The sequence below is a fragment of the Enterobacter sp. I4 genome (assembly GCF_022669095.1).
Lineage (GTDB): Bacteria > Pseudomonadota > Gammaproteobacteria > Enterobacterales > Enterobacteriaceae > Enterobacter > Enterobacter pasteurii.
The window spans coordinates 1,061,211-1,085,060 of sequence record NZ_JALBUO010000002.1 but is presented as its reverse complement, the minus strand read 5'-3'; the positions used below and the strand labels follow the sequence as shown (position 1 = coordinate 1,085,060).

The 23,850-nt window shown below is 58.5% G+C and carries 17 protein-coding genes; 11 read left to right on the top strand and 6 right to left on the bottom strand.

Features of this window, described 5'->3' with window-relative positions:
* The first annotated feature begins 189 nt into the window (after positions 1 to 189).
* The 4 genes from metB to katG all read left to right on the top strand — a co-directional run bounded on the left by metB (position 190) and on the right by katG (position 7,274).
* The gene (metB, locus tag MOQ06_RS17480; RefSeq protein ID WP_242174168.1) at positions 190 to 1,350 is read left to right on the top strand and encodes a cystathionine gamma-synthase; all 1,161 of its coding nucleotides are present in this window, start codon (positions 190 to 192) and stop codon (positions 1,348 to 1,350) included.
* Positions 1,351 to 1,352: 2 nt separating this feature from the next.
* A complete protein-coding gene (locus MOQ06_RS17475; protein ID WP_148422565.1) occupies positions 1,353 to 3,785 on the top strand; it encodes a bifunctional aspartate kinase/homoserine dehydrogenase II in 2,433 nt (810 codons plus the stop codon).
* A 273-nt stretch (positions 3,786 to 4,058) separates the two neighbouring features.
* The gene (metF, locus tag MOQ06_RS17470) at positions 4,059 to 4,949 is read left to right on the top strand and encodes a methylenetetrahydrofolate reductase (protein WP_063449726.1); all 891 of its coding nucleotides are present in this window, start codon (positions 4,059 to 4,061) and stop codon (positions 4,947 to 4,949) included.
* Positions 4,950 to 5,093: 144 nt separating this feature from the next.
* On the top strand, positions 5,094 to 7,274 hold the full coding sequence (gene katG, locus MOQ06_RS17465; RefSeq protein WP_242174165.1) for a catalase/peroxidase HPI: 2,181 nt from the start codon (positions 5,094 to 5,096) through the stop codon (positions 7,272 to 7,274).
* A gap of 81 nt (positions 7,275 to 7,355) precedes the next feature.
* Here katG and MOQ06_RS17460 read toward each other — a convergent pair whose 3' ends face one another.
* The 3 genes from MOQ06_RS17460 to ptsP are packed head-to-tail and all read right to left on the bottom strand — an operon-like array spanning position 7,356 to position 11,650.
* Positions 7,356 to 8,459 (bottom strand): glycerol dehydrogenase, encoded by a 1,104-nt coding sequence (locus MOQ06_RS17460; protein ID WP_176609197.1) that lies wholly within the window; start codon positions 8,457 to 8,459, stop codon positions 7,356 to 7,358.
* A gap of 12 nt (positions 8,460 to 8,471) precedes the next feature.
* Positions 8,472 to 9,134, bottom strand: a complete 663-nt coding sequence (fsa, locus tag MOQ06_RS17455; protein ID WP_242174163.1) for a fructose-6-phosphate aldolase — start codon at positions 9,132 to 9,134, stop codon at positions 8,472 to 8,474.
* A 14-nt stretch (positions 9,135 to 9,148) separates the two neighbouring features.
* Entirely contained in the window at positions 9,149 to 11,650 is a 2,502-nt protein-coding gene (gene ptsP / locus MOQ06_RS17450; RefSeq protein ID WP_242174161.1) for a phosphoenolpyruvate--protein phosphotransferase, read from the bottom strand.
* Positions 11,651 to 11,952: 302 nt separating this feature from the next.
* Here ptsP and MOQ06_RS17445 point away from each other — a divergent pair, with 302 nt between their 5' ends.
* The 5 genes from MOQ06_RS17445 to MOQ06_RS17425 are packed head-to-tail and all read left to right on the top strand — an operon-like array spanning position 11,953 to position 16,915.
* On the top strand, positions 11,953 to 13,032 hold the full coding sequence (locus MOQ06_RS17445; protein WP_020686915.1) for a PTS fructose transporter subunit EIIC: 1,080 nt from the start codon (positions 11,953 to 11,955) through the stop codon (positions 13,030 to 13,032).
* 14 nt (positions 13,033 to 13,046) lie between these two features.
* On the top strand, positions 13,047 to 13,367 hold the full coding sequence (locus MOQ06_RS17440) for a PTS fructose-like transporter subunit IIB (RefSeq protein WP_148422570.1): 321 nt from the start codon (positions 13,047 to 13,049) through the stop codon (positions 13,365 to 13,367).
* Between the two features lie 53 nt (positions 13,368 to 13,420).
* Positions 13,421 to 15,715: a formate C-acetyltransferase gene (locus MOQ06_RS17435; RefSeq protein WP_242174159.1), complete on the top strand. Its 2,295-nt coding sequence runs from the start codon at positions 13,421 to 13,423 to the stop codon at positions 15,713 to 15,715.
* Complete coding sequence (locus tag MOQ06_RS17430; protein ID WP_242174157.1) at positions 15,681 to 16,556, top strand: [formate-C-acetyltransferase]-activating enzyme; 876 nt, start codon at positions 15,681 to 15,683, stop codon at positions 16,554 to 16,556. Before MOQ06_RS17435 ends, MOQ06_RS17430 begins: the two co-directional genes overlap by 35 nt.
* A gap of 2 nt (positions 16,557 to 16,558) precedes the next feature.
* A complete protein-coding gene (locus MOQ06_RS17425) occupies positions 16,559 to 16,915 on the top strand; it encodes a PTS fructose-like transporter subunit IIB (RefSeq protein WP_029882885.1) in 357 nt (118 codons plus the stop codon).
* On the opposite strand, the gene MOQ06_RS17420 is transcribed toward MOQ06_RS17425, so the two are convergent.
* The 3 genes from MOQ06_RS17420 to argE all read right to left on the bottom strand — a co-directional run bounded on the left by MOQ06_RS17420 (position 16,902) and on the right by argE (position 21,954).
* On the bottom strand, positions 16,902 to 17,750 hold the full coding sequence (locus MOQ06_RS17420; protein WP_242174155.1) for an AraC family transcriptional regulator: 849 nt from the start codon (positions 17,748 to 17,750) through the stop codon (positions 16,902 to 16,904). The two genes, MOQ06_RS17425 and MOQ06_RS17420, sit on opposite strands and share 14 nt — an antisense overlap.
* Positions 17,751 to 17,844: 94 nt before the next feature.
* A complete protein-coding gene (ppc, locus tag MOQ06_RS17415) occupies positions 17,845 to 20,496 on the bottom strand; it encodes a phosphoenolpyruvate carboxylase (protein ID WP_242174153.1) in 2,652 nt (883 codons plus the stop codon).
* Between the two features lie 306 nt (positions 20,497 to 20,802).
* Positions 20,803 to 21,954 carry an acetylornithine deacetylase gene (gene argE / locus MOQ06_RS17410; RefSeq protein WP_242174151.1) on the bottom strand — a complete coding sequence of 384 codons (1,152 nt, stop codon included), beginning with the start codon at positions 21,952 to 21,954 and terminating at the stop codon, positions 20,803 to 20,805.
* 88 nt (positions 21,955 to 22,042) lie between these two features.
* Between argE and argC the strand changes: the two genes are divergently transcribed.
* A complete protein-coding gene (argC, locus tag MOQ06_RS17405) occupies positions 22,043 to 23,047 on the top strand; it encodes an N-acetyl-gamma-glutamyl-phosphate reductase (RefSeq protein ID WP_242174149.1) in 1,005 nt (334 codons plus the stop codon).
* A 6-nt stretch (positions 23,048 to 23,053) separates the two neighbouring features.
* Complete coding sequence (gene argB, locus MOQ06_RS17400; RefSeq protein ID WP_148422577.1) at positions 23,054 to 23,830, top strand: acetylglutamate kinase; 777 nt, start codon at positions 23,054 to 23,056, stop codon at positions 23,828 to 23,830.
* Positions 23,831 to 23,850 lie beyond the last annotated feature (20 nt).

The following is a 23,850-nucleotide window of genomic DNA, read 5'->3' as shown; positions in this document are numbered from 1 at the left end:
GTAGAGACGATACCGAGGCACGGATATTGCCGCTGCAGCGTGTCCTAAAGCATATAATTTTAACGGCTATTTGCGCATTGCTCAATCTATACGCAAAGAAGTTTAGATGTCCAGATGTGTTGACGTCCATACTTTCAGTGTTTACTCTGGTGACTGACTTTTCACCTCATTCGCCAGGAAGCCCTCACCATGACGCGTAAACAGGCCACTATCGCAGTGCGTAGCGGATTAAATGATGACGAGCAGTACGGCTGCGTAGTCCCGCCCATTCATCTTTCCAGTACCTATAACTTCACCGGATTTAATGAACCCCGCGCGCATGATTACTCGCGTCGTGGCAACCCTACGCGTGACGTGACCCAGCGCGCGCTGGCGGAGCTGGAAGGTGGCGCAGGTGCAGTATTAACCAATACCGGCATGTCCGCTATTCACCTGGTGACAACGGTTTTCCTGAAGCCGGGCGACCTGCTGGTTGCGCCGCACGACTGCTACGGCGGCAGCTATCGTCTTTTTGATAGCCTGGCGAAACGCGGCTGCTACCGCGTGCTGTTTGTCGATCAAAACGACGAACAGGCGCTAAAACAGGCGCTGGCCGAGCGGCCGAAGCTGGTTCTGGTGGAAAGTCCAAGCAATCCACTGCTGCGCGTCGTCGATATTGCGAAAATTTGTCAGCTCGCAAGGGATGCGGGAGTGATAAGTGTAGTGGATAATACGTTCCTCAGTCCGGCCCTTCAGAACCCACTCGCACTGGGTGCCGATCTGGTGTTGCATTCATGCACTAAATATCTGAACGGCCATTCTGACGTGGTAGCGGGCGTGGTAATTGCCAAAGATCCCGACGTTGTCACGGAACTGGCATGGTGGGCCAATAACATTGGCGTCACCGCGGGTGCGTTCGACAGCTACCTGCTGCTGCGCGGCATCCGTACGCTTTCACCGCGTATGGACGTGGCGCAGCGCAATGCCCAGGCGATTGTCGATTTCCTGAAAACCCAGCCGCTGGTGAAGAAGCTCTATCACCCGTCGCTGCCGGAAAACCAGGGGCACGAGATTGCCGCGCGCCAGCAGAAGGGATTTGGCGCGATGTTAAGTTTTGAACTGGACGGCGACGAGCAAACGCTGCGTCGCTTCCTGAGCGGGCTGTCATTGTTTACGCTGGCGGAATCCTTAGGTGGGGTTGAAAGCTTGATCTCCCACGCCGCGACGATGACGCACGCGGGTATGGCACCAGAAGCACGTGCCGCCGCCGGGATTTCCGAGACGCTATTGCGTATCTCGACCGGTATTGAAGATTCTGAAGATTTAATTGCCGATCTGGAAAATGGCTTCCGGGTCGCAGCCAAGGGGTAATCATGAGTGTGATAGCGCAGGCAGGGGCGAAGGGTCGTCAGCTGCACAAGTTTGGTGGTAGTAGTCTTGCTGATGTGAAATGTTACCTGCGCGTAGCAGGGATCATGACAGAGTATTCACAGCCGGGGGACATGATGGTTGTCTCCGCGGCGGGCAGCACCACCAACCAGTTGATTAGCTGGCTGAAGCTCAGCCAGACCGATCGCCTCTCTGCGCATCAGGTGCAACAGTCTTTACGTCGTTACCAGAGCGAGCTGATTGCCGGCCTGCTGCCTGCGGACGTGGCGGACGGGCTGATTAGCGCCTTCACGCATGACCTTGAGCGCCTGGCTGCCCTGCTGGACAGCGGGATCACCGATGCCGTGTACGCCGAAGTGGTCGGCCACGGTGAAGTGTGGTCCGCGCGCCTGATGGCTGCCGTGCTGCAACACCTGGGTGTGGACGCGGCCTGGCTCGACGCGCGTGATTTCCTGCGCGCCGAACGTGCCGCACAGCCGCAGGTGGATGAAGGGTTGTCCTACCCGCTGCTGCAACAGCTGCTGGTGCAGCATCCGGGTAAACGTATCGTCGTCACCGGCTTTATCAGCCGCAGCAACGCGGGCGAAACCGTGCTGCTGGGGCGTAACGGGTCTGACTATTCGGCAACGCAGATCGGCGCGCTGGCGGGGGTGTCCCGCGTCACCATCTGGAGCGACGTGGCCGGTGTGTACAGCGCTGACCCGCGCAAGGTGAAAGACGCCTGCCTGCTGCCGCTGCTGCGTCTCGACGAAGCCAGCGAGCTGGCCCGTCTGGCGGCACCGGTGCTGCACGCCCGCACGCTGCAGCCGGTTTCCGGCAGCGACATCGATCTACAGCTGCGCTGTAGCTACACGCCAGATCAGGGTTCCACGCGCATCGAACGCGTGCTGGCATCCGGTACCGGGGCGCGTATTGTTACCAGCCACGATGACATCTGCCTGATTGAGTTCCAGGTGCCCGCGGGCCAGGACTTCAGGCTGGCGCATAAAGATATCGACACGATCCTGAAACGTGCCCAGGTGCGTCCGCTGGCCGTGGGCGTGCATAACGATCGCCAGCTGCTGCAGTTCTGCTACACCGCTGAAGTGGTGGACAGCGCCCTGAAAATTCTTGATGAAGCGGGCCTGCCGGGCGAGCTTCGTCTGCGTCAGGGGCTGGCGCTGGTGGCGATGGTGGGGGCGGGCGTCACCCGTAACCCGCTGCACTGCCACCGTTTCTGGCAGCAGCTGAAAGGCCAGCCGGTTGAGTTTACCTGGCAGTCGGAAGAGGGCATTAGCCTGGTGGCCGTGCTGCGTAAAGGGCCAACCGAAAGCCTGATTCAGGGTCTGCATACCTCGCTGTTCCGCGCGGAGAAACGCATCGGCCTGGTGCTGTTTGGGAAAGGAAATATCGGTTCCCGCTGGCTGGAGCTGTTCGCCCGCGAGCAGGTTACCCTTTCGGCGCGTACCGGGTTTGAATTTATTCTTGCTGGCGTGGTGGACAGCCGCCGCAGCCTGCTGAAATACGAAGGGCTGGACGCCAGCCGGGCGCTGGCCTTCTTTAACGATGAAGCGGTTGAGCAGGACGAAGAGTCGCTGTTCCTGTGGATGCGCGCGCACCCGTACGACGATCTGGTGGTGCTGGACGTCACCGCCAGCGAACAGCTTGCCGATCAGTATCTGGATTTCGCCAGCCATGGTTTCCACGTCATCAGCGCCAACAAGCTGGCGGGGGCGAGCAGCACCGATAAATACCGCCAGATCCACGACGCGTTCGAAAAAACCGGTCGTCACTGGCTCTATAACGCCACCGTTGGCGCGGGACTGCCGGTCAACCATACCGTGCGCGACCTGATCGAAAGCGGCGACAGCATTCTGGCGCTGAGCGGCATCTTCTCCGGCACGCTCTCCTGGCTGTTCCTGCAATTTGACGGCACCGTACCGTTCACCGACCTGGTGGATCAGGCGTGGCAGCAGGGCTTAACCGAGCCGGATCCGCGCGTTGACCTTGCCGGTAAAGACGTGATGCGTAAGCTGGTGATCCTGGCGCGTGAAGCGGGCTACGACATTGAGCCGGGCCAGGTTCGCGTTGAGTCGCTGGTGCCTGCGGGCTGCGAGGAGGGGTCTGTCGATCACTTCTTCGAGAACGGTGACGAGCTGAACGAGCAGATGGTGCAACGTCTGGAAGCGGCTAACGAGATGGGGCTGGTGCTGCGCTACGTGGCGCGCTTCGAGGCTAACGGTAAAGCGCGCGTGGGCGTGGAGGCGGTGCGCCCTGAGCATCCGCTGGCGGCACTGCTGCCGTGCGATAACGTCTTCGCCATCGAAAGCCGCTGGTACCGCGATAACCCGCTGGTGATCCGTGGCCCGGGCGCGGGACGCGATGTAACCGCCGGCGCGATCCAGTCGGACATCAACCGTCTGGCTAAGCTGCTGTAATCCACCCCTCACCCTAACCCTCTCCCCAAAGGGGAGAGGGGACTGCTCGGTGCGGTCTTTTCCCCCTCGCCCCTTTGGGGAGAGGGCCGGGGTGAGGGGCCTTTTCACCCCCATCATGAACGCCCTTCATCTTCCCTGAACAATCCTCACCGTTATTGTTGATTATTTCTGTTGACGTCACTCCGCTTTTCCGTCATTTTTACATCTGGACGTCTAAACGTATAGAAGTTCACAACACAACAAACAACGACACGCGAAAGATAGAGGTAAGGTATGAGCTTTTTTCACGCCAACCAGCGGGAAGCACTGAATCAGAGCCTGGCCGAAGTTAACGGCCAGATTAACGTCTCTTTTGAATTTTTCCCGCCGCGCACCAGTGAAATGGAGCAAACCCTGTGGAGCTCTATCGATCGCCTGAGCAGCCTGAAGCCAAAGTTTGTCTCCGTGACGTACGGCGCGAACTCCGGTGAACGTGACCGCACGCACAGCATCATCAAGGGCATTAAAGACAGAACCGGTCTGGAAGCGGCACCGCACCTGACCTGTATCGACGCCACCCGAGACGAACTGCGCGCCATTGCCCAGGACTACTGGAACAACGGTATTCGCCACATTGTGGCCCTGCGCGGCGACCTCCCGCCGGGCAGCGGCAAGCCAGAGATGTTTGCCGCCGATCTGGTCGGGCTGCTGAAAGAGGTTGCCGACTTCGACATCTCCGTTGCGGCGTACCCTGAAGTGCATCCGGAAGCGAAAAGCGCCCAGGCAGACCTGCTTAACCTGAAGCGTAAAGTGGAGGCCGGTGCCAACCGCGCCATTACTCAGTTCTTCTTTGATGTGGAAAGCTACCTGCGCTTTCGTGACCGCTGCGTCTCAGCGGGTATTGACGTCGAAATTATCCCGGGCATTCTGCCGGTCTCAAACTTTAAGCAGGCGAAGAAATTCGCTGATATGACCAACGTGCGCATTCCGCTGTGGATGTCCAAAATGTATGAAGGGCTGGACGACGATCCGGAAACCCGCAAGCTGGTGGGGGCCAATATCGCCATGGACATGGTTAAGATCCTGAGCCGAGAAGGGGTGAAAGATTTCCACTTCTATACCCTGAACCGCGCGGAAATGAGCTACGCCATTTGCCATACGCTCGGCGTTCGTCCTGCCCTGTAAGGCAAAAACCCTCACAAGTGTGAGGGTTTTTTAATCGAACCGATAGTTAAAAGGTATTAACTATCGAATCTGTGGATTAATTCAACTATCTCTTATCGCTAGTGGTGTATATCGTAACGGTAACACTGTAAAGGGAGCATAGCGATGAGCACGTCAGACGAGACCAATAACGCGGCATCCGCCGGCAAATGCCCGTTCCACCAGGGCGGCGTCGATCACAGCGCGGGTGCAGGTACCAGCAGCAAAGAGTGGTGGCCTAAACAACTCCGCATCGATCTTTTAAACCAACATTCCAGTCGTTCTAACCCTCTGGGTGAAGACTTCGACTACCGCAAAGAATTCAGCAAGCTCGATTATTCCGCGCTTAAGGGCGATCTCAAGGCGCTGTTAACCGACTCACAGCCGTGGTGGCCTGCCGACTGGGGCAGCTATGCGGGCCTGTTCATCCGTATGGCCTGGCACGGCGCGGGGACTTACCGCTCCGTTGACGGGCGCGGCGGTGCCGGACGCGGTCAACAACGCTTTGCGCCTCTGAACTCCTGGCCTGATAACGTCAGCCTGGATAAGGCTCGTCGCCTGCTGTGGCCAATCAAGCAAAAATACGGACAAAAAATCTCCTGGGCTGACCTGTTTATCCTCGCGGGTAACGTGGCGCTGGAGAACTCAGGTTTCCGTACCTTTGGTTTTGGCGCCGGGCGTGAAGACGTCTGGGAACCGGATCTGGACGTGAACTGGGGCGATGAAAAAGCCTGGCTGACCCACCGTGACCCCGAAGCGCTGGCGAAGCGCCCGCTGGCGGCCACTGAAATGGGTCTGATTTACGTAAACCCGGAAGGGCCAAACGCCAGCGGTGAACCGCTGTCTGCAGCAGCCGCGATCCGCGCCACCTTCGGCAACATGGGCATGAATGACGAAGAGACCGTTGCGCTGATTGCGGGCGGCCACACGCTCGGCAAAACCCACGGCGCAGGTGAAGCGACGCACGTCGGCACCGACCCGGAAGCGTCACCGATTGAAGCGCAGGGCTTAGGCTGGACCAGCACGCACGGTACCGGTATTGGCGCTGACGCCATTACCTCCGGGCTGGAGGTTATCTGGTCACAAACCCCAACCCAGTGGAGCAACTACTTCTTCGAGAACCTGTTCAAATATGAATGGGTGCAGACCCGCAGCCCGGCAGGTGCGATTCAGTTTGAAGCCGTAGACGCGCCTGAGATCATGCCGGACCCGTTCGACCCGTCGAAAAAACGCAAGCCAACCATGCTGGTCACCGACCTGACGCTGCGTTTTGACCCGGAATTCGAGAAGATTTCCCGTCGCTTCCTGAACGATCCGCAGGCCTTCAACGAAGCCTTTGCGCGCGCGTGGTTCAAACTGACCCACCGCGATATGGGGCCAAAAGCGCGCTACATCGGTCCGGAAGTGCCGAAAGAAGATCTGATCTGGCAGGATCCGCTGCCGCAGCCGGTGTTCAGCCCGTCGAAAGAGGATATCGAAAGCCTGAAGGCGGAAATCGCAGCCTCTGGTCTCTCCGTAAGCGAGCTGGTCTCGGTCGCCTGGGCGTCTGCATCGACCTTCCGCGGCGGCGACAAGCGTGGCGGCGCCAACGGTGCGCGTCTGGCGCTTGCGCCTCAGCGCGACTGGGACGTTAACGCCGCTGCCGTGCGCGCGTTACCGGCTCTGGAAGCTATCCAGCGCACCACCAACAAAGCGTCACTGGCCGATATTATCGTGCTGGCGGGCGTCGTGGGCGTTGAGCTGGCGGCAAAAGAGGCAGGCGTTTACGTCAACGTACCGTTTAACCCGGGCCGCGTGGATGCGCGTCAGGACCAGACGGATATTGAGATGTTCAACCTGCTCAAACCGATTGCCGACGGCTTCCGCAACTACCGTGCCGAGGTGGATGTGTCCACAACCGAGTCACTGCTGATTGATAAAGCCCAGCAGCTGACGCTGACCGCGCCGGAGATGACGGTGCTGATCGGCGGTCTGCGCGTGTTGGGCGCAAACTTCGATGGCAGCAAGAATGGTGTGTTCACCAACCGCGAGGGCGTGCTGAGCAACGACTTCTTCGTGAACCTGCTGGATATGAACACCCAGTGGAAAGCAGCCGACGACACAAACGAGCTGTTTACCGGCAGCGATCGCGCCAGCGGTGAGGTAAAATACACCGCGACCCGCGCCGACCTGGTATTCGGTTCTAACGCCGTTCTGCGCGCGCTGGCCGAAGTTTACGCCAGCAGCGATGCACACGAGAAGTTCGTGCGCGACTTCGTTGCCGCATGGGCGAAGATCATGGATCTGGATCGCTTTGACCTGAAATAGCCATTCGCCGGTCAGCGCTAGCGCTGGCCAGGCCGCAGGCAAAAAAATCCCCGCCGGTGCGGGGATTTTTATTAACGCGGTTTACTCCCACTCTTCCAGGAACCGCTGCCCGTACTGGTCGGCTACCAGCAGCGCCGCGTACACCTGATCCGGCGACACGCCGCCCGGCATGTTGTGGATGGTTTCTCCTTCCGCGCAAGATGCCTCCGCAATCAGACGCATTTTGGCCGGAATATCCTCTTTAATGTTCAGCTGCGCCAGCGTGATCGGCAGCCCAACGCTGTGGCAAAGCGCGGCGACGGTCTCAATTTCTTCAACCGGCGCGTTCTCCAGCACCAGCTGCGTCAGCGTGCCGAACGCCACTTTTTCACCGTGGTAGAAATGATGTGCATCCGGCACCGCCGTCATGCCGTTGTGAATGGCGTGCGCCGCCGCCAGCCCGCCGCTTTCGAATCCCACGCCGCTCAGATAGGTGTTCGCTTCGATAATGCGTTCCAGCGCGGGGGTGACGACGTGCTGCTCCGCCGCGAGCATCGCTTTCTCGCCCTCTTCAACCAGCGTGTTGTAGCACAGCTCGGCCAGCGCTAACGCTGCCTGGGTGCACTTGCCTCCCGCCATGGTCGTGGCGCCGCTGCGCGAGCAGGCGCGTGCTTCAAACCAGGTTGCGAGGGCATCGCCAATCCCGGCGGCCAGCAGGCGCGCGGGCGCGCCGGCAACCACTTTGGTATCGACAATCACCATGTTCGGGTTGTGCGGCAGCATCAGGTAACGGTCGAACTCGCCGCTGTCGGTGTAAATGACGGAAAGGGCGCTGCACGGCGCATCGGTGGAGGCGATGGTCGGCGCAATGGCCACCGGCACGTCCATAAAGTGCGCCAGCGCCTTGGCGGTATCCAGCGTTTTACCGCCGCCGATGCCCAGCACTGCCAGACAGTCGGCGCTGTCGGCCAGTTTCTTCAAACGATCGATTTCGTTTTGCGAACATTCGCCGCCAAACGGCGCGATTTCAGCATGAAGTTCAGCTTTTTTAAAGCTCTGACGCAGGGTTTCTTCGGCAAAACCCAGCACAAACTTATCGCCCACCACCAGCCAGCGAGCCGCCAGCGGCTTCAGGTAGTCGCCGAGACGAGTGAGAACATCAGCGCCCTGGATGTACTTCCCCGGCGATTGAATAATACGGTCCATAACATTTCTCCCTTAGAGGTTGAGGTTACCAAACGCGTTTTTCCAGTCCTGCTCGAACTTCTCTATAGCTGACTCTACCGCCGGCGTGCCGAGCATTTGTTGCGCTACGTCTAAGGGAAGCGTGATTGCCTCGCAGCCGGCCAGCAGGCAGTCCAGCGCCTGGCGCGGCGTTTTAAAGCTGGCAGCCAGCACCATGCTCTCTGGCGCATGCAGTTCCAGCAGGGATTGCAGCTCCTGTACCGTGCGAATGCCGTCACCGCCCTGCGCGTCGACGCGGTTTACATACGGTGCGACATACTTTGCTCCAGCCAGCGCGGCCAGTAACCCCTGAGCGGCGCTGTAAACGGCGGTACCCAGCGTGGTAATTCCCTCTTTTTTCAGCGCCTTAATCGCGATGAGCCCCTGCGCGGTGACGGGAATTTTTACCACGATGTCCGGCAGGGCATTGCTCAGCCGTTTTGCTTCCGCCACCATTCCTTCTGCGTCGCGGCTCATGGTCTGGGCAAACAGCCTGCCTTCCGGGCCGATAGCCTGCTGCAGGCGCGGCAGCACCTCCCAGACAGATTCGCCGCTGGCGGCCACGATGCTTGGGTTGGTGGTCACGCCCGCAATCGGAAAAATACGTGCAAGGCGTTCAACTTCCGCCACGTTGGCGGTATCCAGATACAGTTCCATCACTCTTCCTCGTTTTAGAGTTCTAATTCGTGTTGCAGCAGGGAAGCGATAGCCTCCTGAGAGCTGGCATTAACCAGCGCACTGCGAAAATCCTCATGCATGATGCGGCGGGCCAGGCGGGAGAAAATGCGCATATGCTGGTCGCCGGCGGCGTGTTTGTTCAGCGTCAGCATGATGATGAATTGCGCCTCCTCGTCCCCCCACATCACAGGCGCTTTCAGGCGGGCGACGCTGATGGTGGATTGTTCAATATGCTCGGATTTGCTGTGTGGAATGGCGAAACCAAAACCCAGCCCGGTTGAAAATACGGCTTCGCGCGCCCACAGGTCGGCCTCCAGCTTGCGCGGATAGCGGCATCGCCCGGCGAGCAGCAGGTTATCGGTCATGCCTTTCATGACCTCTTCTTTACTGTTCCAGTCGTTATCCAGCGAAATACAGCGTGGCGTGACCAGCGGCGTATCCTGCTGGTTCATGCGGAACTGGGCGAGCAGGTGCTCTACTTCAAGCGAGGTGCGACACGCCATGGCCTGGTTCAGCAGCTGGCGACAGGCGCGGCTATCAAGCTGCGCCAGGCGTGCTTTGGTGGCAGGAATGGCAGGGGAGCCCATGCTCAGTTCGTCCAGCCCCAGACCCACCAGCAGCGGCAGTACCGATCCTTTCGCGCCTAACTCCCCGCAGAGGCCAATCCACTTACCCTGGCGGTGAACGGCCTGCACCGCGTAGTCCAGCGCCCGCAGGAAGGCGGGGTTCAGGCTGTTGTAGTGGCGCGTGACTTTGGCGTTGTCGCGGTCCACGGCCAGCAGATACTGCGTCAGGTCATTGCTGCCGATGCTAAAGAAATCAATCTCTTCGCAGCACTGATCGATGATGAACATTACCGAAGGGACTTCCAGCATAATGCCGAGCGGGATTTTCTCATCAAACGGAATATGTTCAGCACGGAGCTGCTGCTTCGCTTCGGCGAGCTTCTCCTTCACCCACAGGATCTCTTCCATGGAGGAGATCATCGGGATCATGATCTTAAGGTTTCCGTGGGCAGAGGCGCGAAGGATCGCCCGAAGCTGGGTCGTGAAAAGCGATGAATACTCTTCATATATGCGCACGGCGCGGTAGCCGAGGAACGGGTTGTTCTCGGCCGGGATATTAAGGTACTCCACCGGCTTATCGCCGCCGATATCCATGGTGCGCACAATAATGCTGCGGTCATTTGCACTTTCCAGCGCCTGACAGAAAATGTTGTACAACTCGTTTTCGCCAGGTGCGCTGGCACGATCCATATAGAGCATTTCAGTGCGGAACAGGCCCACGCCTTCGGCACCATTACCAAACGCTGCCTGGGCCTCCACCGCGTGGGCAATGTTGGCGGCAATTTCAATGCGCAGGCCGTCGGCGGTTCTGGCTTCACGGTCAAGCCAGACGCGCTGTTGCTCGCGTATCGCCTGCTGGACGCGCGCTTCCTGCCGATAATAACGCGCCACGGCATCGCTGCCATTGACGACCACCGCACCGGCATTGCCGTCCACAAATACAGGCTGATTGCGCCATTGCAGCAGGCTTTCGCTGTCGACGCCCACCAGCGTCGGAATATTGAAGGAGCGCGCGAGGATCACGGTATGCGAGGTGGTGCCGCCACTTCTGAGCAGCAGCCCTTTAAGCAGCGTTTTATCAAGTTCAAGGAACTGCCCGGGGGTAAGATCGTCCGCGAGGCAGACGCCCGGCTGCGTCAGCTGGCCGGGAGCCGGGAAACGCGCTTCACCGTAGATATGTTGTAAAAGCTGGTAGCAGACGTCGCGCACGTCCAGCACGCGCTCCTGCAAATAGGCGCTGCTGGAACGGGAGAACGTGTCGCAGAAATGGTTTGCCGTGGCGACGATGGCCTGGGCGCAGCTTAGGCCCTGGCTGACTCCTGACAGGAGGTGCTGACGCAGCGAGGTATCTGTAGCCAGCGAGCGGTGGGCTTCAAGAATAGCGCTGGCGGTGCTGTCGCTGTCCAGCGCGCGCAGCTCAATGTGTTTGACCAGCAGCGTCAGCCCGTTATCCAGCGCCGACTGCTCGGCTTCAACGCTTTGCGCGTCGGGTAAATCGGTCAGGGCGTTGAGGTCCAGCGAGGACAGTAACGTCAGGATGCCGCGTGCGCTGCCGCTGCATACCGGAGTGGCGCGAAACAGCGTCGGGTTCAGGCGTGTCAGCGATTCCGGCAACGGATCCAGCTCCGTGCTGATTACCCCTTCAAGCGGCGCGTCGCAATGCGGAAACTCCTCTTTTAGCCACCGTTCCAGCCGCTGCCGGGCATGCTGCTCGTCTTCACCATCGATCAGCAGGCGGCAGGCATCGCCCGCCAGCGTATCGGTACCAATCAGCGCCAGCGCGCTTTTGGCATTGCCTTTACGATCCGTACGCAGGTTATGCCACTCAATTTGCGAGAGAAACGTATTGCACAGCGTTTCCACATGACTTGCCGGACGCGCGTGAACGCCGTTGGGCAGTTCACAGGTAAATTCCACTACCAGAGCCATACACACTCCTGAAACCAATCGTCAATTATGCGAAACAGCATACGAGCGTGATGATGAGGCGCGCCATGTGACAAAACTGCCAAAAGCTGGACAAATGTAATGTCACCTTAAAAGTGAGATTTCACTCACAGGTTGTGACGGTTTGCTTAATGTGAGGTCAGTGCGAAATGTCGAGGCGGATCGCATTTTCATTCCGACATTACAAAAATCCAGTAAATGGCCTTTTTGTCTCCTGTCCGCCGTCTTCCTGATTGCCTATTGTTTGCCACAACATCTTTGTGGATAAAGGCCTGGAGCGGCATATGAAAGCGTTGGTGCATATTCTCAAGAACACGCGGCAGCATCTGATGACAGGGGTGTCGCACATGATCCCGTTTGTGGTCTCGGGCGGCATTCTACTGGCGGTTTCGGTCATGCTTTACGGCAAAGGTGCGGTACCCGACGCAGCAACCGATCCCAATCTGAAAAAGCTCTTTGATATCGGCGTGGCGGGTCTGACGCTGATGGTGCCGTTTCTCGCTGCCTATATTGGCTACTCCATTGCAGAACGCGCCGCGCTGGCCCCCTGTGCTATTGCCGCCTGGGTGGGCAACAGCTTCGGTGCGGGGTTCTTTGGCGCGATTATCGCCGGGATTTTCGGCGGCATTGTCGTCTGGTATCTGAAAAAGCTGCCCGTGCCGAAAGTGCTGCGCTCCGTCATGCCTATCTTCATCATCCCGATTATCGGCACGTTTATCACGGCAGGCATCATGATGTGGGGGCTTGGCGAACCTGTAGGCGCACTTACCACCGGTCTCACCCAGTGGCTGCAAGGAATGCAGCAGGGCAGCATCGTGGTACTCGCCATCATTATCGGCCTCATGCTGGCGTTCGATATGGGCGGTCCGGTTAACAAAGTGGCGTACGCCTTCATGCTGATTTGCGTCGCGCAGGGCGTCTACACCGTCGTTGCGATTGCCGCCGTGGCTATTTGCATACCGCCGCTGGGGTTAGGCCTGGCGACGCTGATTGGCCGCAAAAATTTTACCGGTGAAGAACGTGAAGCAGGTAAAGCGGCGCTGGTGATGGGCTGCGTGGGCGTCACCGAGGGAGCGATTCCGTTTGCCGCAGCCGATCCGCTGCGCGTGATTCCGTCCATCATGCTGGGCTCCGCCTGCGGCGCGGTCACGGCTGCGGTTATGGGCGCGCAATGCTATGCCGGATGGGGCGGGTTAATTGTGCTTCCCGTGGTGGACGGCAAGCTCGGCTATATCGCAGCGGTTGCCGTGGGTGCAGTGGTGACGGCAGTCAGCGTCAACGTGCTGAAGCGTATTGCCCGTAAGAACACAAAGCAGGTCGAGGAAAAAGAGGATGACCTGGATCTGGATTTTGAAATTAACTGAGTGAGGAAGAGAACATGGCCCGAATTATCGCAGTAACCGCATGTCCGTCTGGCGTAGCCCATACCTATATGGCTGCCGAAGCGCTGGAAAGCGCCGCAAAAGCCAAAGGCTGGGAAGTGAAGGTAGAAACGCAGGGGTCGATTGGTCTTGAGAACGAACTGACGGCGGAGGATATCGCCGCAGCAGATATCGCGATCCTGACTAAAGACATCGGCATTAAATTCGAGGAGCGTTTTGCCGGGAAAACCATCGTGCGCGTCAATATCAGCGACGCGGTAAAGCGTGCCGACGCCATCATGAACAAAATCGATGCCCACCTGGCGCAAACCGCCTGATGCTCTCCCGCCCTTCGGGGCGGGCTGGTTTTTTCCGTTACAGGAGTTCCCTCATGACGAATCGTATACCGCGCCTGAAAGATGCGCTCTTTGCCAACCCTCGCGAAATCTCGCTTGAGCGTGCGCTGCTCTATACCGCCAGCCATCGGCAGACGGAAGGCGAGCCGGTTATTCTCCGGCGCGCGAAAGCAACGGCACACATTCTCGACCATGTGGAAATCGCGATTCGTGATGAAGAACTGATTGCCGGAAACCGCACCGTTAAGCCGCGTGCAGGCATTATGTCCCCGGAGATGGATCCCTACTGGCTGCTCAAGGAGCTGGACCAGTTCGCCACCCGTCCACAGGACCGCTTTGAAATCAGCGATGAGGATAAGCAGACCTACCGTGAGGTGCTGTATCCCTACTGGGAAAACCGGTCGATGAAAGATTTCATCAACGGCCAGATGACGGATGAGGTGAAAGCCGCGGTCGGGACGCAGATTTTTAGCGTCAACCAGACGGATAAAGGGCAGGGGCATATCATTATTGATTATCCGCGCCTGCTCAATAACGGGCTGGGAGCGCTGGTGGCGGAAATGCGTGAACGCTGCGCTCGCGATGCGCAAAACACGTTCTATGCGGCGGCGCTGATACTGCTCGAAGCGTCCCAGCGCCATATTCTGCGTTATGCAACGCTCGCTGAAGAACTGGCTCAGAGCAGCGCTGCGGCACGTCGCGAAGAATTGCTGGCAATGGCCGACATCTCGCGGCATAACGCGCAGCATAAGCCGCAAACCTTCTGGCAGGCGTGTCAGCTGTTCTGGTACATGAACGTCATTTTGCAGTACGAATCCAACGCCAGTTCGCTCTCCATCGGGCGTTTTGACCAGTATATGCTGCCGTTTTATCAGGCCTCATTAACGCAGGGAGACGATCCGGCGTTTCTGAAAGAGCTGCTGGAATCGCTGTGGGTGAAGTGTAACGACGTGGTGCTCTTGCGCTCGACCAGCAGCGCCCGTTATTTTGCCGGGTTCCCGACCGGGTATACCGCGCTGCTGGGCGGCCTGACGGAAAGCGGGCGTAGCGCGGTGAACGTGCTTTCGTTCCTGTGCCTGGACGCCTACCAGAACGTTCAGCTTCCCCAGCCTAACCTCGGCGTACGGGTAAACGAACTGATCGACCGACCATTCCTGCTGAAAACAGCGGAGACTATTCGCCTGGGCACCGGCATACCTCAGATTTTCAACGATGAAGTGATAGTACCTGCGTTTTTAAATCGCGGCGTGTCGCTGGAAGACGCGCGTGACTACGCGGTTGTCGGCTGCGTTGAACTGTCGATTCCAGGTAAAACTTACGGCCTGCACGATATCGCCATGTTTAACCTGCTGAAGGTAATGGAAATCGCTATGCAGGAGAACGAAGGCAATAGCGAGCTGACGTACGAGGGGTTAATTGAACATATACGCGGCAGGATTAATCACTACATTGCGCTGATGGTGGAAGGGAGCAACATTTGCGATATCGGCCATCGCGACTGGGCGCCCGTGCCGTTGCTCTCCTCCTTTATCAGCGATTGTCTGGAAACGGGGAAAGACATTACTGACGGTGGCGCGCGCTATAATTTCTCCGGCGTGCAGGGGATTGGCATTGCCAATCTGAGCGACTCGCTTCACGCCCTGAAAGGGCTGGTGTTTGAACAGCAGCGCTTAAGTTTTGACGAGCTGCTGGCGGTGCTAAAAGCGAATTTTGCCACTCCGGAGGGCGAAAAGGTGCGCGCGCGGCTGATCAATCGCTTTGAGAAATACGGTAATGATATCGACGATGTCGACAATATCAGCGCGGAGCTGCTGCGCCATTACTGTAAAGAGGTCGAAAAATACCGCAACCCGCGCGGTGGGATCTTCACGCCTGGCTCGTATACCGTCTCTGCGCACGTGCCGCTTGGCGCGGTCGTGGGCGCTACGCCTGATGGCCGCCTGGCGGGCGAACAGCTGGCGGATGGAGGGCTCTCTCCGATGCTCGGCCAGGATATGCAGGGGCCGACGGCCGTGCTGAAATCGGTAAGCAAGCTGGATAACTACTTGTTATCTAACGGTACGCTGCTAAACGTTAAGTTCACCCCCGCCACGCTGGAAGGCGATGCCGGGCTGCAGAAGCTGGCGGACTTCCTCCGCGCGTTTACGCAGCTTAAGCTGCAGCATATCCAGTTCAACGTGGTCAACGCGGAAACCCTGCGTGAGGCGCAACGGCGTCCGCAGGATTTTGCCGGGCTGGTGGTGCGCGTTGCCGGCTACAGCGCCTTCTTTGTTGAGCTGTCGAAGGAGATCCAGGATGACATTATCCGTCGGACCGCGCATCAGCTGTGAAGTGGTTGAAGCACGCCCCGACGTAGCGCGTATTTTCAATATTCAGCGCTATTCGTTGAACGATGGGGCAGGTATTCGCACGGTAGTCTTTTTCAAAGGCTGCCCTCACCGTTGCCCGTGGTGCGCCAACCCGGAGTCGATCTCGCCAAAAATTGAGACGGTTCGCCGGGAGAGCAAATGTCTGCACTGCGCACCCTGCCTGCGCGATGCGGACGAGTGCCCGTCCGGGGCGTTTGAGCGCATCGGGCGCGACGTGACGCTGGACGAGCTTGAACGCGAGGTGATGAAGGATGATGTCTTCTTTCGCTCATCGGGAGGCGGGGTGACGCTGTCAGGCGGGGAAGTATTAATGCAGTCACCCTTTGCGACGCAGCTGCTTAAGCGTTTGCGCCGCTACGGTATTCGCACCGCTATTGAGACGGCGGGAGATGCGCCCCTGTCCCGACTGCTGCCGCTGGCACGCCAGTGTGACGAAGTGCTGTTTGATCTGAAGATTATGGATCCTGAGCAGGCGCGCGCGGTGACGGCAGTAAATCTTCCCAGAGTGCTGGAAAACCTTACGCAGCTGGTGGCCGAAGGCATCAACGTCATCCCCCGCGTGCCGCTTATTCCCGGCTATACGCTAACCGACGCCAACATGGCGCGCGTGCTGGCATTTTTGTTACCTTCAGGGATACGGCAGCTGCATTTATTACCGTTTCACTCCTATGGTGAACCAAAATACCGTCTGCTTGGGCAACAATGGTCGATGCGGGAGGTCAATCCTCCGACAGCTGACGAGGTCGCGGCAATGCGCCGTATGGCCGAAGATAAAGGGTTTCATGTCACCACTGGAGGTTAAAAATGACAGTAATAGCAGGGCGTCATCTGGTGGCGGTAACCGCATGCGTGAGCGGCGTGGCGCATACTTACATGGCCGCAGAACGGCTGGAGCGGATTTGCCAGCAGGAGAAATGGTCAGTGCGCATTGAGACGCAGGGGGCGTTAGGCATTGAAAGTGAACTGACGGAGGACGATATCCGCCGCGCCGATGTCGTATTGCTTATCACGGATATTGAGCTGGCGGGTAACGAACGCTTCGAATCCGCCCGCTATGTGAAATGCGGGATTAATGCTTTCCTGCGGGATCCGCAAAAGGTCATGGCAGCGGTACGAAAAATGGTATCCGCACCGCAGCATACGCAGGTCATTCTGGACTAGCCGCTTTCCCGGTCAGCTGGCTGTGATACTGGCGACGGTACTCCGACGGCGAGCGCTCCGTATTTTTACGGAATAAGCGGCAGAAATAGTTACTGTCGACAAAACCGCAGGCATGCGCCACTTCTTTTACCTTTAAGTCATACCCTTTCAGCAGCTGACGCGCGTGCTCCAGCCGCGTGTGGGTGAGGTATTCATTAAAACCGACCGCGCCGGTTTTCTGGAAAAGATGCGATAAATAGTTCGGAGAGATGTAAAACGCCTGCGCTACGGATTCCCGGGTAAGCGGGGTCGCATAATGTTCATCGATATAAACGCGAATGGCTTCAAACAGCGCCTGGCTGCGGGAGGCGGTCTGGATCTGACTACCCAGCAAGTCGACGCAGTGGCTAAGCAGGCTGGCGACAACCAGCCGCGCCGTCTGCTGCTCGTGCGGCTGCATCTGCATTTCATGAAGCGTCTGTAGCAGGAAGGAGCCGATGCGGGGGCCACGACGGGCAACGTGCTGTTTTGCAAGGTTACGAACGTCTACGCCGTCCCAGTGCAAAAGGCTAAATCCAAGCTGCTGTTTGCCAAACAGGATGCTCAGCGTTGTCGCGGGCATGTGCCATTGCGGATCGTTCCAGCCGCCAGCCGGGACGTATAAAACATCACCCTGCTGTAATACGCAAGCCGCCGGGTCTTTCACCGAGCCTTCGAGCACGATCTCCAGACGGGGGAAATCGACCTGCAGGGCGAGCTCGGGTGCGCAGAGGGCGGGGTTGGCGAAATGCACCTGACGCAGCGGCGTCGTGCCGCCGATCAGGTCAGTCAGGATGTGGGTAATATCGTGCTGCATGGTGTAAATACCGAGGTATTACCGGGCGGCGCTAACGCTTACCCGGCCTGCCTGTCGCAGGCCGGGGCAGGCGTAGCGCCCCGGGGACTGAGCATTAACCGGTGTTACGCATGCCCGCCGCAACGCCCGCAATCGTCACCATCAGCGCCTGTTCAACGCGTGGATCGGGATCTTTACCTTCCTCTTCCGCCAGACGCGAACGGTGCAGCAGTTCAGCCTGCAAAACGTTCAGCGGGTCGGTGTAGATGTTGCGCAGCTGAATTGACTCGGCGATCCACGGCAGGTCTTCCATCAGGTGGGAGTCGTTGGCGATATCCAGAACCACCTTGATGTCGCCTTCCAGCAGCTCGCGCAGCTCTTTACCCAGCGCCCACAGCTCTGGTTTCACCAGGCGCTGATCGTAGTATTCCGCCAGCCACAGGTCGGCTTTCGAGAAGACCATCTCCAGCATGCCCAGACGGGTGGAGAAGAACGGCCAGTCGCGGCACATGGTTTCCAGCTCGCTCTGCTTACCGTCTTCCACCACTTTTTGCAGCGCCGCACCGGCACCCAGCCAGGCGGGCAGCATCAGGCGGTTTTGCGTCCAGGCAAAGATCCACGGAATGGCGCGCAGGGATTCAACGCCGCCGGTCGGGCGACGCTTGGCCGGACGCGAGCCCAGGGGCAGTTTACCCAGCTCCTGCTCAGGCGTTGCTGAACGGAAGTAAGGTACGAAGTCTTTGTTTTCACGCACGTAGCCGCGGTACAGGTCGCAGGAGATGTCAGACAGCTCATCCATAATGCGGCACCAGGATTCTTTTGGCTCCGGCGGCGGCAGCAGGTTTGCTTCCAGGATCGCGCTGGTATAGAGCGACAGGCTGCTGATGGTCACTTCCGGCAGGCCGTACTTGAAGCGGATCATCTCGCCCTGCTCGGTCACGCGCAGGCCGCCTTTCAGGCTTCCCGGCGGCTGAGAGAGCAGCGCTGCGTGTGCTGGCGCACCGCCACGGCCAATTGAGCCACCGCGTCCGTGGAACAGGGTCAGCTCAATGCCGGCTTTCTCGCAGGTTTTAATCAGCGCGTCCTGCGCCTGATACTGCGCCCAGGATGCCGCCATCACGCCCGCATCTTTTGCGGAGTCGGAATAGCCAATCATGACCATCTGCTTGCCCTGAATAAAGCCGCGATACCAGTCGATGTTCAGCAGCTGGGTCATTACGTCGTTGGCGTTGTTCAGATCGTCGAGGGTTTCAAACAGCGGTGCAACCGGCAGGGCATAGTCGATGCCCGCTTCTTTCAGCAGCAGGTGAACGCCCAGCACGTCGGACGGGGTTTTCGCCATGGAGATCACATAGGCGGCCACCGATCCTTTCGGCGCATCCACGATCGCTTTACAGGTGTTGAGCACCTCGCGAGTGTCGTTGCTTGGCTCCCAGTTGCGCGGCAGCAGAGGGCGCTTGGAGTTCAGCTCGCGGATCAGGAACGCCTGTTTGTCGGCTTCGGACCAGCTTTCATAGTCGCCGATGCCGAGATAGCGGGTCAGCTCGCCCAGCGCTTCGGTATGACGGGTACTTTCCTGACGTACGTCGATACGCACCAGCGGCACGCCGAAACACTTCACGCGGCGCAGGGTGTCGAGCAGTTCACCGTTGGCGATGATGCCCATCCCGCAGGCCTGGAGCGATTTATAGCAGGCGTACAGCGGTTCCCAGAGCTGTTCGTTCTGGCTCAGCAGTCCTTCCGGCTTCGGCAGGCGCTGGCCCTTGAGGCGCGCTTCCAGCCAGGCCTGAGTGGCCATCAGCTGGCCGCGCAGTTTTTTCATCAGGAAACGGTACGGCTCGCTGGCGCCTTCTTCACCGGCCAGCGCGCGCAGTTCCGGCGTGGCTTCCACCATCGACAGCTCGGAGATCAGCACCTGAATATCTTTCAGGAACAGGTCGGTTGCTTTCCAGCGGCTCAGCAGGAGAACGTGTCGGGTAATGTCCGCCGTCACGTTCGGGTTGCCGTCGCGGTCGCCGCCCATCCAGGAGGTGAAGCGTACCGGCACAAAGTCGACCGGCAGGCGGTAGCCGAGGTTCTCTTCCAGCTGTTCGTTCAGCTCGCGCAGGTAGTTCGGCACCCCTTCCCACAGGCTGTTTTCCACCACCGCAAAGCCCCATTTGGCTTCGTCAACCGGGCTTGGGCGATGCTTACGAATTTCGTCGGTGTGCCAGGACTGGGCAATCAGCTGACGCAGGCGACGCATGAGCTGGTTACGTTCATAGTCGGCAATGTCTTTGTTATCCAGCTGCTTCAGACAGTTGTTCACTTCCACCATTTTGTGGATCAGCGTACGACGGGTGATTTCGGTTGGGTGCGCGGTCAGAACCAGCTCCAGCGAAAGGGATTCCACCGCTTTTTTGATGGTGTCTTCGTTGAGGTCGGGACGATCTTTGAGTTTACGAAGGGTGCGGGCAATGACTTCCGGGTTGCTGGCCGCTTCGCCTTTTGGCGAAATGCTGTGATATTGCTCAGCGGTGTTTGCCAGGTTAAGGAACTGGCTGAACGCGCGGGCAACGGGCAGCAGCTCATCGTTAGAGAGGTTCTGCAAGGTGGTGAGCAGCTCCTGACGGTTCGCCTCGTTACCGGCACGGGAAGATTTGGACAGCTTGCGGATGGTTTCAACGCGGTCGAGGATATTTTCCCCCAACGCGTCTTTGATGGTATCTCCAAGCACCTTGCCGAGCATACTGACATTACTACGCAACGCGGAATATTGTTCGTTCATAAAAACCCAGTCACCCCATCATTTTTGTTTATGCCCAGGCGAAAATTTTCTGGACAATATTTTGTCATCTCCCTTTATAAAGCCACGTAAAACCCCCGTCGTCAATTGCTGCGAAAACGGTTCAGCAGATGAATAAATGTGGGTAATTTACGAAATTTAATTCGCTTTGCGTCAGATAAGAGATGCTTATGGGAATGTGACGGAGATCGCGGGATTTGTTCCCCTCACCCAGCCCTCTCCCCAAAGGGGAGAGGGTGTTCAAATTCCCTCTCCCCTTTGGGGAGAGGGTTAGGGTGAGGGGTCGTCTTAATGCCAGCAGAAGTGATGCACGACCTGGGTGATCAGTTCGCGGGTTGGCTTGATGAAGCGGGTTTCCAGATATTCATCCGGCTGGTGCGCCTGGTTGATCGAACCGGGGCCAAGGACCAGCGTCGGGCACAGGGTCTGAATAAACGGGGCTTCGGTGCAGTAGTTCACCACGTCGGTTTTCTCACCGAGCAGCTTTTCCACCACTTCGACCAGCTGGTGATCCGGCGGGCATTCGTAGCCCGGGATCGGCGGATGCAGCTCGGAAACCGTCAGGCGGCCCGGCCAGCGCTCGCTTACCGGGGCAAGCGCTTCGTTCAGCAAGCCGTCGAGATCGCTCAGCGTCATGCCCGGCAGCGGGCGGATGTCCATGTGCAGCTCGCAGCAGGCGCAGATACGGTTGGAGGCATCGCCGCCGTGCAGGCTGCCGAGGTTCAGGGTCGGATACGGCACGGTGAACGCGTCGTAGTGATACCGCTCTTTCAGGTCATCGCGCAGGGTCATGATGCGGCCGATGGCGTCATGCATCAGCTCAATGGCGTTCACGCCGCGCGCCGGATCGCTGGAGTGACCGGACTGGCCGAGCACGCGCACCGCCGTGGAAATATGGCCCTTGTGCGCACGGATCGGTTGCAAAGAGGTTGGCTCGCCGATGATCGCGCAGTCCGGGCGAATCGACGTGTTTTCAGAAAAATAGCGTGCGCCCGCCATGCTGGTCTCTTCATCGGCGGTCGCCAGAATGTAGAGCGGTTTTTTCAGCTTCATCACGTCCACGTCACGCAGCGCGTCGAGAATAAAGGCGAAAAAGCCTTTCATGTCCGCCGTGCCCAGGCCGTAGAGCTTGTTGTCGTGCTCGGTCAGGGTGAACGGGTCGCGGGTCCAGCGGCCATCGTCAAACGGCACGGTGTCGGTGTGACCGGCCAGCAGCAGGCCGCCCGCACCGGTACCGGTGCTGGCGAGCAGGTTGAATTTATGGCGTGTTCCGGGGACGGGCTGAACCTCAACGTTAAACCCAAGATCGCTAAACCAACCCGCCAGCAGATTGATTAAAGACTCATTGCTCTGATCCAGTGCTTCTTCGGTCGCGCTGATGGAGGGTGTGGCAATCAGGGCGCGGTAAATCTCGATAAATGGCGGTAAGTTCATTTTCATTGTTGACACACCTTAGGTCGTGATAGTATCAATATTAATGCAATAAATGTGAATAAAAATACATTAACGTTGAGCATAAAGGAACCCGATGTTGAATACGCTGATTGTAGGCGCTAGCGGTTATGCGGGCGCAGAGCTTGTAAGCTACGTGAATCGCCACCCTCATATGACCATAACCGCTTTGACCGTGTCAGCGCAAAGCAATGATGCCGGAAAGTTAATTTCCGATTTGCATCCGTGGCTTAAGGGCATTGTCGATCTGCCGCTGCAGCCAATGTCTGACATCAGCGAGTTTACCGACGGCGTCGACGTGGTGTTTTTAGCCACCGCGCACGAGGTCAGCCACGACCTGGCGCCGCAGTTTCTGGCGGCCGGCTGCGTGGTATTCGATCTTTCCGGCGCGTTCCGCGTCAACGACGGCGCGTTCTACGAAAAATATTACGGCTTTACCCATCAGCACCCGGATCTGCTCGAAAAAGCGGTATACGGCCTGGCGGAGTGGAGCGCGGATAAACTAAAAGAAGCGAATCTGATTGCCGTGCCGGGCTGCTACCCGACGGCGGCGCAGCTCTCCCTTAAGCCGCTGATCGACGCGGGTCTGCTGGATCTCAACCAGTGGCCGGTGATCAACGCCACCAGCGGCGTGAGCGGTGCCGGGCGCAAGGCGGCGATCTCCAATAGCTTCTGCGAAGTGAGCCTTCAGCCGTATGGCGTGTTCAACCATCGCCATCATCCTGAAATCACCACCCATCTGGGCGCGGACGTGATTTTCACGCCGCATCTGGGCAGCTTCCCGCGCGGGATCCTCGAAACCATTACCTGCCGCCTGAAGCCGGGCGTGACCAAAGAACAGGTAAGTGAAGCCTTCACGCAGGCGTATGCGGATAAACCGCTGGTGCGTCTGTACGACAAAGGCGTGCCGGCGCTGAAAAACGTGGTCGGCCTGCCGTTCTGCGATATTGGCTTTGCCGTTCAGGGCGAGCACCTGATTGTGGTCGCCGCAGAAGATAACTTACTCAAAGGCGCTGCCGCACAGGCAATGCAGTGTGCAAATATTCGTTTCGGCTTCCCTGAAACGCAGGCTCTTATTTAAGGTGTGATGATGAACCCATTAATTATCAAACTCGGTGGTGTGCTGCTGGACAGCGAAGAAGCGCTGGAGCGTCTGTTTACCGCGCTGGTTAACTATCGCGAATCGCACCAGCGTCCGCTGGTGATTGTGCACGGCGGCGGCTGCGTGGTGGACGAGCTGATGAAAGGGCTCAACCTGCCGGTGATAAAGAAAAACGGCCTGCGCGTCACGCCTGCCGACCAGATTGACATCATTACCGGTGCGCTGGCGGGTACGGCGAACAAAACGCTGCTGGCGTGGGCGAAGAAACACCGTATTGCGTCCGTTGGGCTCTACCTCGGCGATGGCGACAGCGTAAAAGTGACCCAGCTCGACGAAGCGCTCGGCCACGTTGGGCTGGCGCAGCCGGGTTCGCCTGAGCTGATTAACACGCTGCTGGAAGGCGGTTTCCTGCCGGTGGTGAGCTCTATCGGCGTGACCGAAGAGGGCGAGCTGATGAACGTGAATGCGGACCAGGCGGCAACCGCGCTGGCGGCAACGCTGGGCGCAGACCTGATCCTGCTCTCTGACGTAAGCGGTATTCTGGACGGCAAAGGCCAGCGCATTGCGGAAATGACCGCCGCGAAAGCCGAACAGCTGATTGAGCAGGGCATTATTACCGACGGCATGATCGTCAAAGTCAACGCCGCGCTGGATGCGGCTCGCACGCTGGGTCGCCCGGTGGATATCGCCTCCTGGCGTCACGCGGAGCAGCTTCCGGCGCTGTTTAACGGCACGCCGATTGGCACGCGTATTCTGGCGTAATCGATTTTCTGTTTTGCAGG

Excerpts from the sequence above, each read along its gene's own strand:
- metB (WP_242174168.1), top strand. The coding sequence starts at position 190 with ATGACGCGTAAACAGGCCACTATCGCAGTGCGTAGCGGATTAAATGAT.
- MOQ06_RS17475 (WP_148422565.1), top strand. The coding sequence starts at position 1,353 with ATGAGTGTGATAGCGCAGGCAGGGGCGAAGGGTCGTCAGCTGCACAAG.
- metF (WP_063449726.1), top strand. The coding sequence starts at position 4,059 with ATGAGCTTTTTTCACGCCAACCAGCGGGAAGCACTGAATCAGAGCCTG.
- katG (WP_242174165.1), top strand. The coding sequence starts at position 5,094 with ATGAGCACGTCAGACGAGACCAATAACGCGGCATCCGCCGGCAAATGC.
- MOQ06_RS17460 (WP_176609197.1), bottom strand. The coding sequence starts at position 8,459 with ATGGACCGTATTATTCAATCGCCGGGGAAGTACATCCAGGGCGCTGAT.
- fsa (WP_242174163.1), bottom strand. The coding sequence starts at position 9,134 with ATGGAACTGTATCTGGATACCGCCAACGTGGCGGAAGTTGAACGCCTT.
- ptsP (WP_242174161.1), bottom strand. The coding sequence starts at position 11,650 with ATGGCTCTGGTAGTGGAATTTACCTGTGAACTGCCCAACGGCGTTCAC.
- MOQ06_RS17445 (WP_020686915.1), top strand. The coding sequence starts at position 11,953 with ATGAAAGCGTTGGTGCATATTCTCAAGAACACGCGGCAGCATCTGATG.
- MOQ06_RS17440 (WP_148422570.1), top strand. The coding sequence starts at position 13,047 with ATGGCCCGAATTATCGCAGTAACCGCATGTCCGTCTGGCGTAGCCCAT.
- MOQ06_RS17435 (WP_242174159.1), top strand. The coding sequence starts at position 13,421 with ATGACGAATCGTATACCGCGCCTGAAAGATGCGCTCTTTGCCAACCCT.
- MOQ06_RS17430 (WP_242174157.1), top strand. The coding sequence starts at position 15,681 with ATGACATTATCCGTCGGACCGCGCATCAGCTGTGAAGTGGTTGAAGCA.
- MOQ06_RS17425 (WP_029882885.1), top strand. The coding sequence starts at position 16,559 with ATGACAGTAATAGCAGGGCGTCATCTGGTGGCGGTAACCGCATGCGTG.
- MOQ06_RS17420 (WP_242174155.1), bottom strand. The coding sequence starts at position 17,750 with ATGCAGCACGATATTACCCACATCCTGACTGACCTGATCGGCGGCACG.
- ppc (WP_242174153.1), bottom strand. The coding sequence starts at position 20,496 with ATGAACGAACAATATTCCGCGTTGCGTAGTAATGTCAGTATGCTCGGC.
- argE (WP_242174151.1), bottom strand. The coding sequence starts at position 21,954 with ATGAAAATGAACTTACCGCCATTTATCGAGATTTACCGCGCCCTGATT.
- argC (WP_242174149.1), top strand. The coding sequence starts at position 22,043 with ATGTTGAATACGCTGATTGTAGGCGCTAGCGGTTATGCGGGCGCAGAG.
- argB (WP_148422577.1), top strand. The coding sequence starts at position 23,054 with ATGATGAACCCATTAATTATCAAACTCGGTGGTGTGCTGCTGGACAGC.